The 12190-nt window shown below is 46.0% G+C and carries 10 protein-coding genes; 2 read left to right on the top strand and 8 right to left on the bottom strand.

Annotation, left to right across the window (positions count from 1 at the left end; all coding sequences use genetic code 11):
- Positions 1–19 precede the first annotated feature (19 nt).
- The gene (locus NWE73_RS05920) at positions 20–790 is read left to right on the top strand and encodes a lysophospholipid acyltransferase family protein (RefSeq protein WP_277577370.1); all 771 of its coding nucleotides are present in this window, start codon (positions 20–22) and stop codon (positions 788–790) included.
- 95 nt (positions 791–885) lie between these two features.
- Here NWE73_RS05920 and NWE73_RS05915 read toward each other — a convergent pair whose 3' ends face one another.
- The 8 genes from NWE73_RS05915 to gpmA form a co-directional block, all read right to left on the bottom strand.
- Positions 886–1068, bottom strand: a complete 183-nt coding sequence (locus NWE73_RS05915) for a hypothetical protein (protein WP_277577369.1) — start codon at positions 1066–1068, stop codon at positions 886–888.
- A 13-nt stretch (positions 1069–1081) separates the two neighbouring features.
- Positions 1082–1522, bottom strand: a complete 441-nt coding sequence (locus tag NWE73_RS05910; RefSeq protein ID WP_277577368.1) for a hypothetical protein — start codon at positions 1520–1522, stop codon at positions 1082–1084.
- A gap of 97 nt (positions 1523–1619) precedes the next feature.
- Positions 1620–2864 carry an imidazolonepropionase gene (gene hutI, locus NWE73_RS05905; RefSeq protein ID WP_277577367.1) on the bottom strand — a complete coding sequence of 415 codons (1245 nt, stop codon included), beginning with the start codon at positions 2862–2864 and terminating at the stop codon, positions 1620–1622.
- Between the two features lie 72 nt (positions 2865–2936).
- The gene (locus NWE73_RS05900; protein WP_277577366.1) at positions 2937–4160 is read right to left on the bottom strand and encodes an EF-hand domain-containing protein; all 1224 of its coding nucleotides are present in this window, start codon (positions 4158–4160) and stop codon (positions 2937–2939) included.
- A gap of 16 nt (positions 4161–4176) precedes the next feature.
- On the bottom strand, positions 4177–5148 hold the full coding sequence (locus tag NWE73_RS05895; protein ID WP_277577365.1) for a PilW family protein: 972 nt from the start codon (positions 5146–5148) through the stop codon (positions 4177–4179).
- On the bottom strand, positions 5145–5630 hold the full coding sequence (locus NWE73_RS05890) for a hypothetical protein (protein WP_277577364.1): 486 nt from the start codon (positions 5628–5630) through the stop codon (positions 5145–5147). The genes NWE73_RS05895 and NWE73_RS05890 overlap by 4 nt, the downstream gene beginning before the upstream one ends.
- Positions 5627–8398, bottom strand: coding sequence for a coiled-coil domain-containing protein (locus NWE73_RS05885; RefSeq protein WP_277577363.1), 2772 nt, complete (start codon positions 8396–8398; stop codon positions 5627–5629). The genes NWE73_RS05890 and NWE73_RS05885 overlap by 4 nt, the downstream gene beginning before the upstream one ends.
- A gap of 83 nt (positions 8399–8481) precedes the next feature.
- The gene (gene gpmA, locus NWE73_RS05880) at positions 8482–9228 is read right to left on the bottom strand and encodes a 2,3-diphosphoglycerate-dependent phosphoglycerate mutase (RefSeq protein WP_277577362.1); all 747 of its coding nucleotides are present in this window, start codon (positions 9226–9228) and stop codon (positions 8482–8484) included.
- Positions 9229–9379: 151 nt separating this feature from the next.
- Here gpmA and NWE73_RS05875 point away from each other — a divergent pair, with 151 nt between their 5' ends.
- Positions 9380–12091, top strand: coding sequence for a 2-oxoglutarate dehydrogenase E1 component (locus NWE73_RS05875; protein ID WP_277577361.1), 2712 nt, complete (start codon positions 9380–9382; stop codon positions 12089–12091).
- The last annotated feature ends 99 nt before the right edge of the window (positions 12092–12190 follow it).

Here is a 12190-nt window from a genome sequence, read left to right as displayed (position 1 = left end):
AGAATGAGTACAGTTAATCATGAAGAACTTTTTGCCGAAACCCAACGAAAAAATTTTTGGCCTGAAATCTCTCGACAGAGACACCCTGATCTATCGAGTGCTGCCGCGTTTTTTGTTGGAGATTTTACGCAAATACTTCCGCCTGGAAGTCGAAGGAGCTGAAAACATCCCTCGCCGTGGCGCTGTCATCATTGCCCCGAATCACTCCGGCTATTCCGGCTTTGATGCCTTTCTTTTGGGGCATGTTATCCAAGAGGAAGCCAAACGAGTTCCCCGGGTTTTGACTCATCACTTTTGGTTTCTGACTGAGACGACGGCGATCCCCGCGCAAAAGATGGGCTTCACTGAGGCCACTTACGAAAATGGACTCAACGCTCTTAAAAAAGGAAATGCCATTGTCTTATTTCCCGAGGGGGAACAAGGAAACTTCAAGCCCACGACTGAGCGCTATCAGCTGCAAGAATTCAAACGCGGATTCATTCGTATGGCTTTGGAAGCTCAATGCCCGATCGTTCCTGCGATTGTTTTGGGCGCGGAAGAAACTCATATCAACTTGAAGAAATTAAAATTTACGAAGTTCTTAAAAGGCTCGGTCATTCCGCTGCCACTCAATATTTTGCCTCTGCCTGCAAAGTGGAGAATTCGCTTCTTGGAGCCAATTCAACTTCCCTATAAGGCGTCTTCTGTGAATGATGCTGATTTGGTGCACGAGATTGCTCAGGATATTCAGGAAAAAATGCAGATTGCTATCGAAGAAGAGATTTCTAAGCGCGGAAATGCATTTCTTTAGATTTTTGGTTTTTGCGACGGGTACAAACTTACTTTTGGCGCAGTCGCATCACTTCGTGCTGCGCCTTCGTCACCAAAAGTAAGTCTGTACCTGATTTATTTGCGTTTATCGGGGACGTCGGCGCCGACGGTTTTTAGGACGGCATCCCATTTGGTCACAAGAATGCCTGCATCTTCCGGGTCGCGGCTGACGAGATTCTTTGTAAGAAGTGCGGCTAGACCAACCGCTAGTACGAGGAGGAGTATGTACTCCACCACGATTTGACCTCTATTATTCATATTTAAAAGGATATCATAATTCCGCAGGAGCGACAGCGCGAAGAAGCTCAGCTGGACGCCAAGATTCCATAGTGAGACGAAGAGCTTCTACCAAAAGATCTAGGTTTTCATCTTCAATAGGTCCGCGCAGACCAATAACGACATCTTCATTCCATTTTTCAATTTCAAAAGGACCTTTGATAGAGCCAGCAGCGCCCTCGGCATCGAATGAAAGCTCGAAGGTTTCAGCGGTTGGGTAGATCATCACCATGATATTGGCGCCGGAAGCTTTTGCACGCTCTTTCGCCACGACCAATTCTTGAGTCAACTTTTGCTGAACCATGAAATAGATCTTCAAAGCCAAAGCTTCGTGAAACTGTGCAAAGTAGATTCGAACGGGACCATCAAAGATGGCACTGTTAAAAGCAGGATTGAAATATTTCGACTGCATTAAAGTGGAATACGTTGATCTCATTTTGTAGCTTCCCCCTCACCACAACCCAAGACTAGAAAGAAAGAGGGCATTAATTCAAAGGAAATTTTAAGATTCTTAAATTTCCTAACGCACTCAATCATTTTAGATTATCAAAAATCTTCTTCCCTCGAGAGAAAACTGTCTTCTCTGCACTCTCCCCGACACTGTAGAACAAGCACTGCCAGTCCTGAGTTGTGCATATTAAATCAGCACTCTTGCCAATTTCGAGTGAACCGATCTCACTCTGCAAGTTCAAGGCATAAGCGGCCCCCACTGTGTAGCCTGCAATCACCTGCGGAAGACTCATCTTCATCTCCAAGCGAGCCAGCAACCCTACCAAGTTCAAATCTTGAGTCGGTGAAGTCCCCGGATTGAAATCCGTCGCCAACGCCACTCGCGCTCCCGCTTCGATCAACTCTTTGGCTGGAGGATATTTTGTGCGCGTATACAAATCAGCTGTTGGCAACATCACACAGGTCACTTCGGACTTTGCCAGAGACTTAACTTCCCTCTCTGTGATCTGCAGCAAATGATCCCCCGAAAGGGCCCCCAGTTTCACCGCCACATCGCTACCGCCACTTAGGGACATTTGATCTGCGTGGATTAGAACTTCAAAGCCCATCTCTTGAGCACGACGCAGATACTTTTCTGAGGCCTCCGCAGGGAAGAAACCTTTTTCAATAAAGATATCTACGCGACGAGCGAGTTTTTTCTTTTTCACTTCCGGCAAAACTTTGTCTGCCAAAAATTCCAAATAGCTCTCGTAAGTTTTGAATTCCGGCGGCAAAGCATGGGCGCCTAAAAATGTGCTGACCGTGCGAACACCGTCAAGCTTCTGCACCGCTTGCAAAACCTTAAGTTCATCCTTGAGGTTTAACGCATACCCGGACTTCACTTCGAGCGTCGTCACACCCTGACTGATAAAGTGATTCACTCTTTTTTGACCTTGATTCACAAGCTGCTGTAAAGAAGAAGCACGGGTGTTCTTCATTGTCGAAAGAATGCCGCCCCCTTTGGCGGCAATCTCCTGGTAGCTCACACCTTGATTGCGCATTTCGAATTCAGCCGCGCGGTCCCCTGCGAAAATCAAGTGCGTATGGCACTCCACAAATCCAGGCAGAACTGTTCTGCCCTTCATATCTATTTCCTTTAGACCTTTTTTTCGGGCCCATTCTTTAGGAAGCTTCCCCTGGGGACCTATCCAGGCGATTTTATCTTTCTCAATCAAGAGAGACTGCTTTTGCGCCAACCCAAGATCAGATTCAGTGATACGGCGACCCTCTTTGCGACGAGCGCCTTCCAGAGTCAACAATGTCGAGATATTTTTTAAAAGAATGCCCATGTGCTGATTCAAACACATGGGCCCCAGAAATAAAAGAATTAAAGCTTTTGGAGCGAGAGCTTAACGGCTCTGCTATTTCGCGTTGGGAGCAAACCAGACGTCAAGGATCTGACCTCTTTTTTCCTGGCCTTTTTTATCTTTGCCCTTTTCAACAAACACGAATTCACTTCTTTCGCGAACCTCAGCGCGGGCGCCAATTCCGTTCGTCGAAGAGCTGTCATATTTTAAAGAAATCGACTTGATGCGCGTTTTCAAAGGAACAAGCTCCTCTTTTTGACTGATTCCATCGGCATTCTTATCAAACCACAGCATGAGCTTCGCGAAATCTTTATCCTTGCTATCGATCACACCGTCTTTGTTGGAATCAAACTCACGAAGAGCTTCAAACCCGTTTTTAAATTTCCCTTCCTCAGAGCCAAACAACTCATTGGCTTTCGAGATCTTCCCGTCACCATCACGGTCGAAGGCGACGAAGGCCCCTTTTGAACCAGCCTCAGGCCACATTGTTTTGCCTGTAGGATTGAGCGGGAAACTAACGTTAGCAGAGAACTGCGGACGAGCTTCATCAAAGAACACCATCAATGGAGAGAAGTAACCACCGCAGAAACCAAACTCCCCTGGGAAATAGGCCGCGACGTTATAGGTTTTCTTATCTTTAGATCCTGAAGTATAAACGCTGGCTGAAAGCGGTCCCGTGTAACCACGATAGTCCGCCACATTACCGCCACCATGGTGGGTGTCTAATTTATAATATCCACTCTGATAGTCCGCATTTGTAGGCGTCCAATCGAAAACCTGTGCGAACGAAACAGACACCAGTTCCGCTTCAATACTGCCTTGATTGATATTTCCATTTTCATCAACAGTGACCTGCGAAGCCACAGGGACATTCACACGAACCACATTGCCCGTAATCGCTCCCGTCGCAGTCAAGCCGATTGGATTCGAAATTTCCCCTGCGGGAATAGCTCTCGCATCCGTCAGACCGCCCTCGACGACCAAGGAACCGGGATAAGAAACGATGAATGTTTTCTCGGCGCCGTGGTCTCTGATGACCAATTTCATTTTAACCTTACCAAGAGGAGAAATCGGATTGGTGACATGTCGAAGATTGGTACCAAAACAACTGTTGGTAACGACAATGTTGACACCGTCAAGATTGGATCGGGTCACTTGTCCAGATAAGACAACACCCTGAAACCCTGCGGATGCTCCAGCTCCGGAATTCACCGTGCCTGGATCTCCAGCATAAGCCACTGAACTCATAGCAATAGACGCTAAAGTCCACTTCAACATACAAGCCCCCTTTAGATCATTTCCCCTTGCGAACAATATTAAAGTAAATCACTGAGTCGTGCGGATCTTTGCGGGAGAACTCAATCTTCTCGATATCCGAAGCAATCATTGCTCCACCCGTGAAGTTTCTTCCGTCAAACATGCTCCGCCACAGATTCACTTTTCCGGTCCTATTGTCCTGCTCTATATAGTACTTTATAATTGAGACTGCCTTCAAGCGAACAAGAGGCGCTGCGCCTCCCATCGGCGGTATTTCTCTTAAGAAGGAATCTTCATTCTCAATTGTCTCATTTGGATACATGGGATTTGTTTTATCGATAAACTCAGTAAGAGCAATCGGCGCCAATCTCGTTTCGCCTTCCCCTTGAACCACACCAACAAAAATAGGTGATCTTGCAGGTCTGCTGTAGTTGGGCCCAAACTGCGTCATCTCCCGCACCATGGCCGGAGTATCCAACATCAGAATCACACCCGGATTCCAAAGCATCGCATTGGCACTTTTGACCGTGTTCTTTCCATTGTTCATTTTATTCAAAGAAACAAAGTTCAAAGGTGCTGCAACATTGGGGTCTTTAGGAACATAAGGAATATTATAAGCGGCACTTGGTGTATACATCAAAGAACCGCCCAGCTTGTCATTGACAATCAAAAAGCTAAATTCTTTTTTGCCTGCCATTTGCAAAGTTAACATGCGAGGCATGTCATCCAAAGTTCTTGATGAGCGTTCAGAGTCAAAAGCAAAAAACGCCAAACCTTTATCGTCTTTAACCAAGACGTTATTGAAACTTGGCTCCGAGTACTTCAAGTCTTTAAGAAGCATGCGCTCGGCAATGATACTGTCGGTTTTATCTTCAATCTCGTTGGTAATTTCGGTCTGGGCTTTCTTTGAAAACACAAAAAATGAAGCGGCGACCATGCCCACGATGGACATCAACGCCACACCCACCAGAACTTCAGAAAGAGAAAAACCTTTTTGATTTAGCTTCATTGCGCATTCACCACAAATTGATAGTCAAGATATCCATAACCACCGACTGCTATAGGTTTCCCCTCTTCAGTCTGTTGACCTTGCGCCCAATCCTTGTGACTCATTCGAACAGTCACCAGGTAAAGCCCCTTCATATTGGGATAGGCTTGGATCACAAAGCCATAACGACCTGGGCAAGCCGGGCATTTTTCTGCCGTCGAAAGAGAACCATTTCCCCATGCCATCGGCAACTTGTCGACAGCCAGGGCCCGATCGCGATCTTCATCGCTGGTTCCATAGTTGATTTGATACATACGAACATTTGGTCGAATATTTTCGATCACGTCATTGATCTGCTTGTAGAGGGCATTCTTCGTACCGCTGTCTTTGGCAACTTTTCTCATGTCCGTAATTCCGGATATGAAAAATGATCCCACCAGGGTCAGCATCGCCAAACCCAACATCGCTTCAAGAATTGAAAAACCTTTGTTGTTTAACTTCATATTCCTGAATCCCTTGAAACTTCCAGAACAAAGAAACGCACCATGCGGTTCTTACACATATGCGAACTCACTCCCGGCACGGCGCCACAGTCTGGATCCACCGTTGTCCAGCGGAATGGATCGGCCTTTGAACGCAATGAGATCGCGTTACAACGATAAAGATTTGAAAGATCTACGATCGAAGGACTTGGATGCCATACCGGGAAACGATTGATCTGCGTGCAGTCCGTATTGTTTTGTGCTTTTAAAATACCCGCCTGGCGCAACTCAAAAGTTGCCTGTGGGTGATAAATCGTGCTCCAACGAATGCCGGCTTGGTAAGCCGAATCATCAATCTCCAAGCCATTGACGGCAATAACAGAACCAATGATGCGAAGTGGAGTCGAACGGTTTTTGATAATCAACTTATCACACACCAGGAAGCCACTGACGAAATCCGCGTCGCCGGTGATAATGCAATTTTTCGCCATGGATTTAACCACAAAAGTAGCCGTTCCATTCGCTTTTGAGGCGTTCGTCCCATTAAAAGTATAGTCCGTGCGTTCATCAAAAGAATTTGTGAATGACCAAGAGTTTCTTGAGGTCCCCGTGAATGAAGTTCCCCAATCCACACCACCAAAGGCTGTTGATGAGCTGGTACCTTGGGTCGCACAAAGTTTTTCTAAATCCTGGTTGATATCCCCTGGAGGCAAGGCTCCTTTGGAGTTTCCGGAACTATCAGAAACACTGCTGTAAGCGATGAACGCAGAGCCATTTCTTTTGAAGTTAATATAACCATTGGTCTTGATCAGGAACTCAGGGCGAAGAGGATAGCTGCGGTCATAGGAAACATCAAAGGCCTGCAAATAAATGGAGATGTCTTTAGGATTCCCCATACCATCAACAAGCAGGTCCCCACGCTCGAACTCCACGTGAAAGTCTTTAAATGTTGGATTGGTGTTATCAGGGTTTGGCACATCCACTGACAGCTTGATCTTCGGTTGAACTTTTGAATCAGCTTCCACTTTGACCAAACGATTCTGCAAATCGTCCATCTTTGCTTTGGCATCTGCCAGTTCTTTGTCTTTATTTGCTTTTCGCGCTTTTAAAGCATCCAAGCGATTGTTCGCACGATCTAAGTCCGCAGCAAGATCTGCAATTCTATTTTTGTCTTGAGGAGTCTTGGCCTCTTCAGCTTCCAAACTGCTCTCAGCACTGGCAACATCGCGTTCCGCATCGGAAATCTGTGATTCAAGGCGAGAAAGATCCGAAGTCAGGCGATCACGATCTTCCTGGGCGTCGCTCAACTGTTTTGAAATACTTCTCTTCAAATCAGTCAGATCAATCTTCGGCTCCAATGTGATAGAACCATTTTCTGGAATCGATCCTTTTACCTCTAAACCGTTGAATTCCAGTTTATACTTAGCAATAGGACCCGCTTTTTCGTTGTTCCTATAATCATATTTATAGCCTGCCAAGCCAGATGAAGGATTCGCCGCTGGACTCGAGATTTCATTTCTTTGTCGGGTGAAAACATTGCCGTCGGTCAGACCCAAACGATAGTCAAACTTGCTTTCAGATTGCTTCGTGATTGCGCCTCTTAAAGTACTGTTCAAAGTTTTACGCAAATCGGTCATCGCCAAAGTTCTGTCGATACATTGCTGCATCAAAGTTTTATCGACCGCGGTACTCGCTTGCTTTCCAGACAAGTTGTCCAGGCCACCATCGCGGCCGCCATCGACGTCGACACCTTTTCTAAAGCCGCCAAACTCTGCAATATTATACCAGAACTGATCCGACTCACCACCCGCAGAGACAGGAGTAAACTCTTTGCCTTTGCGGACAATCATACCGTCGCCCAAAATCACTTTTTCATTAAAAGACACTGGCGCATAAGAAGTGTCACCATCATGTGATGTGGAGGCATTTGCAAGAATGATATTGCCATTCACGTATACCGGGCTATCAAAGACAATCCCCGCATAGTTCTTAATCGCGTTTTTCGAAGTAAACTTTTTGATATAAGAGTCACCGGCAGTCTGGGATCCATTTGTGGAAACGTCCAAATGGAGATCGTTGGCGACTAGCAAGGCAAAACTACCCACTTCGCGTGGGTAAACCCCGACAAAGGACGTTGCTTCAAGTCGGCTGCTGCCAACATTGATAACCGCCCCCTTATCGTCGAGCAACTTCACTGTCACTTTGAGATAAACTTCACGACCATACTCAGGGATCAAGGCCTGTGTATTTCTGGTGATCTCAACGCTGAACGCGGAAACGCGGTAGCCTTTTAGATCTGAAACGATTTTGTAGATTGGATGAAGAGTTGAGAAATTGCCAATTGGAATCGTCGCGGAGATCTTCTGATTGTCCAAAAGCTGAAGAGCGTTGGGATAGCCCATCGCTGCCAGGAAATCCACGGTTTCTTTCTTCATCAAAATTCGTTCAATGGAACGCGGGTGATTCAAGATCTCTTGAGTTGTGGGAGTTGCACTTTTTCCACAATTTTCAGGCATCCATGAATCTGAAAAGCACCAACGCTGCTTCACGCCTAAAAGGGTGAAATCCAGCATTGAATGTAGAGCCAAACGAGTGGTGATGATAGAGGCTGACTTGGTAACTTGCTGGCGATTTTTAATCACCGTCGGCGCCAAGAAGTAAATCATGATGCCGACAACGCCAATAGCTAGCAGCGCTTGGATGAAAGCGCTGCCTTGTTGCGATCTTATAGATCGCCCCATATGGGATGAGCGACTAGATTGTCCCGTTTGCTCGAGAGGTGGTTTCATTCGAGGAACTCCTATAAGTTCTTTCGACACAAAACCGCTGGACCTTTACTAGAAAGTGTCCCTCTGTCCCAAACTGAAACAAACTACTTGGCTTTTCCCTGATTTGCGACCGCTTCCATTGCCGCCTTCACCTCTTCAGGGTCCCCAATGAACTCTTTTTTAAGAACCTTCAGGTCTTTATCCAATTCGTACATAAGAGGGATCCCGGTCGGCATATTCACAGCCATGATTTCGTCCGGAGTCATGTTTTCCAGATATTGGATCAAAGCACGCAAGCTGTTTCCATGGGCTACGATCAGCACTTTCTCCCCAGTTTTGATTTTGGGAGCAATGGTGTTGTTCCACAGCGGCAAAAACCTCGCGACAGTGTCTTTCAGGGACTCTTGGCTAGGAAGTAGTTTTGGATCCACATGTTTGTAACGTGGGTCATGGGATGGATGACGAGGATCCGCAGTTTCCATTGGTGGAGGCGGAATATCATAGCTGCGGCGCCAGATCTTAACTTGGTCTTCACCATGACGAGCCGCAGTCTCAGACTTATTCAAACCCTGTAGGGCTCCGTAGTGTCTTTCGTTCAAACGCCAGTCTTTGTGGACAGGAAGCCACACCTGATCGAGTTCATCGAGGACAAAATCCAGAGTTTTAATCGCTCTTTTCAGAACGCTGGTGTAGGCAATGTCAAAAGTGAACCCTTTTTCAGCCAAAGATTTGCCACCTTTTAGAGCTTCCGCTCGACCTTTCTCAGAAAGATCTACGTCTTGCCATCCAGTGAACCGATTTTCTTGGTTCCAAACACTCTCACCGTGTCTAATTAGCACCAACTTATACACGCTTAAACTCCTTCAATTCCTAATAGAATAGGGCTATCATGACAGGGCTTTCTGAGAATATCAAAACTCTTGATTTTGCTATGCATTAACAAGTTACAAAGTCCCGAGTTTTTGAAAAATTGGTCCTGTTAATATTAGATCGATCAAGACAATGAGGAACATCGTGAACAATAATGGCATCAACAGTTCAAACCTTGAGTACATCGAACAGCTTTACGCTGACTTTAAGGTGAAACCTGATTCACTTGCAGCGGAATGGAGAAGCTTTTTTGAAGGTGTCGAGTTTGCCCAAGAAGGTAAATTCGGAATGTCTGACAAAGAACTTTCTGTCTACCAACTCATCCAAGCTTACCGTGCGAACGGACATCTTGAAGCTGATCTAAATCCTCTCTATGCTCCTCAAGCAAATGATGCTTTGGCTTTAAAAGCTTTCAATCTTTCCGACAAAGATTTGACTGCCAAATTCCAAATCGGTTCTTTGGTTGGAAAAGCCAATGTGACTTTGGCCGATATCATCGCGCACTTGAAAAAAACTTATTGCGGTAAGATTGCTTTGCAGGCGGCGGATGCCTCCCCTGCTGAAGTAAAATGGTTGACGCAAGAATTTGAAGGCGCGGCTTTCAAACTTTCAGTTGATGAAAAGAAAAATGCTCTGACTTCTTTAACCAAAGCAGAGTCTCTAGAAAAATTTGTACACACTCGCTACGTGGGCACGAAGCGTTTCTCTGTTGAGGGCGCGGATTCAATGCTTCCGATGATGGACACTTTGGTGAACAAAGGTTCTGCAAACGGAGTCAAAGAGATGTTCGTGGGTATGGCCCATCGTGGTCGCGTGAACATGTTGGTTAATTTCTTCGGCAAAAGCGAAGAGTATGTATTCGGTGATTTCAATGGTCCATTGGAACTTGAAAAACCAGTTGAAGACTTCGACAACGACGTAAAATATCACTTGGGCTACAAAGTCGAAAAGAAAACTGCAACGGGTTCTTTGAAAGCCACTATGGCTTACAACCCTTCTCACTTGGAAACTGTGAACGCAGTGGCTTTGGGAATGGCGCGCGCAGCTCAGGATAAAAACGGCGGCGACAGAAAATCTGTTGTGACTGTTTTGATTCACGGGGACGCAGCTTTTGCCGGTCAAGGTATTATCCAAGAGACGATGCAACTTGCAAACGTGAAACCGCACACCACGGGTGGTACTGTTCACATCGTCGTTGATAACCAGGTTGGTTTTACAACCAGCGGTAAAGACACCCGCTCAACTCGCTATGCCTCTGACTCTGCAAAAATGACTTTCACCCCGGTGCTTCACTGTAACGGTGATGATGTTGAGTCTTGCGTGCGCGCTGCAGATATCGCGATTCGCTTCCGTCAACAATTTGGCAAAGACATTGTTATCAACTTCATCTGTTACCGCAAATACGGTCACAATGAGGGCGACGAACCTGCCTTCACTCAGCCTTTGATGTATGACCTCATCAAAGCTCATGCGACCGTGCGTGAACTTTATGTTAAAAAATTGACGGCGGAAAACAGCATTGATCAAAAAACTGCCGACGATCTTTACCAAGCGGCGATGGATCGCTTGCAACAGATCTATGAAGACACCAAGAAATCCCCACCGAAGCTTAAGAATTTTAAATTCGAAGGCAACTGGGCAGGATTACGCAAAGGTGTTGAGGCAGACATGGAAAAACCTGCCAATACAACTTTCGATCTCGCGAAGCTTAAACAAATCGGCGAAAAGATTGGCTCTTACCCAGCGGACTTCACTCCGCATCCAAAATTGATCAAACTTCTTGAAGCTCGTAAAAACATGGGCGCAGGCAAGGAAATGATCGACTGGGGCATGGGAGAACTTCTGGCTTACGGTTCTTTGCTGTCTGAAGGAACTTCAGTTCGTTTGACGGGTGAAGACTGCGTGCGCGGCACGTTCACTCACCGCCATGCGGGTATGTACGATGTTAAAACCAACAAGTGCTACTTCCCTCTTGCGGATCTAAATCCAAAAGCGCAATTGTTGGTTGCTGAATCTATTTTGTCTGAATACGGCGTGATGGGTTATGAATACGGTTACTCCACTCAAGACCCAACAAGTCTTGTGATGTGGGAAGCACAATTCGGCGACTTCGTTAACGGCGCGCAAATCGTATTGGACCAATACTTGGCTGCGGCTGAGTCGAAGTGGCAGCAAATGTCTGGTTTGGTTCTTCTTCTTCCACATGGATACGAAGGCCAAGGACCGGAGCACAGCTCTGCCCGTCTTGAGCGCTTCTTGCAAAGTTGTGCCTTGTACAACATGCAGGTTGTGAACTTAACAACTCCGGCGCAAATCTATCATGCTCTTCGCCGTCAAGTTCGCAGAGACTTCAGAAAACCACTTGTGGTCATGACTCCGAAATCTTTGCTGAGACATCCTCGCGCAGTTTCTTCTATTGAAGACCTTGCCAAAGGTTCTTTCCAAGAAGTGATCGCGGATACAGTCGACAAATCAAAAGTGGACACCGTGGTGTTTGTCTCTGGCAAACTTTACTATGAGCTTTTGGATGAAAGAGAAAAATCTAAAAAGGAAAACATCGCCTTGGTTCGCCTTGAGCAGTTGTATCCATTCCCTGCTAAACAAGTCACTGAAGTGTTGAAGTCTTACCCTAAAGCGAAGACTTTGATCTGGGCACAGGAAGAACCTAAGAACATGGGTGCTTTCCAAAATGTCTACTTCAAGTTTGTAGATGTTGTGCAAAAAGCAGGTTTGCAACTTCGCTTTGAGTACGCGGGTCGTCCTGAAAAGGCCTCCCCTGCGGTGGGTTCAATCCACAAACACAAAGTTGAACAAGCAGATATTATTAAGAGCATTTTTAATTAACTGACTAATTAACTGGCTCTGACTTTTTAAGAAGTCAGAGTGGATTTTGATGCATTCAGAATCCATATAACTACTCCAACAAAGTTGGAGTGCATACAG

Origin of the sequence: Bdellovibrio svalbardensis (assembly GCF_029531655.1) — a bacterium.
Taxonomy (GTDB): domain Bacteria; phylum Bdellovibrionota; class Bdellovibrionia; order Bdellovibrionales; family Bdellovibrionaceae; genus Bdellovibrio; species Bdellovibrio svalbardensis.
The sequence above is the reverse complement of the archived record's forward strand: the minus strand, read 5'-3'. Positions and strand labels throughout refer to the sequence as shown.

Coding starts and splice junctions, on each gene's coding strand:
- NWE73_RS05920 (WP_277577370.1), top strand. CDS start 20: ATGAAGAACTTTTTGCCGAAACCCAACGAAAAAATTTTTGGCCTGAAA.
- NWE73_RS05915 (WP_277577369.1), bottom strand. CDS start 1,068: ATGAATAATAGAGGTCAAATCGTGGTGGAGTACATACTCCTCCTCGTA.
- NWE73_RS05910 (WP_277577368.1), bottom strand. CDS start 1,522: ATGAGATCAACGTATTCCACTTTAATGCAGTCGAAATATTTCAATCCT.
- hutI (WP_277577367.1), bottom strand. CDS start 2,864: ATGGGCATTCTTTTAAAAAATATCTCGACATTGTTGACTCTGGAAGGC.
- NWE73_RS05900 (WP_277577366.1), bottom strand. CDS start 4,160: ATGTTGAAGTGGACTTTAGCGTCTATTGCTATGAGTTCAGTGGCTTAT.
- NWE73_RS05895 (WP_277577365.1), bottom strand. CDS start 5,148: ATGAAGCTAAATCAAAAAGGTTTTTCTCTTTCTGAAGTTCTGGTGGGT.
- NWE73_RS05890 (WP_277577364.1), bottom strand. CDS start 5,630: ATGAAGTTAAACAACAAAGGTTTTTCAATTCTTGAAGCGATGTTGGGT.
- NWE73_RS05885 (WP_277577363.1), bottom strand. CDS start 8,398: ATGAAACCACCTCTCGAGCAAACGGGACAATCTAGTCGCTCATCCCAT.
- NWE73_RS05875 (WP_277577361.1), top strand. CDS start 9,380: ATGAGGAACATCGTGAACAATAATGGCATCAACAGTTCAAACCTTGAG.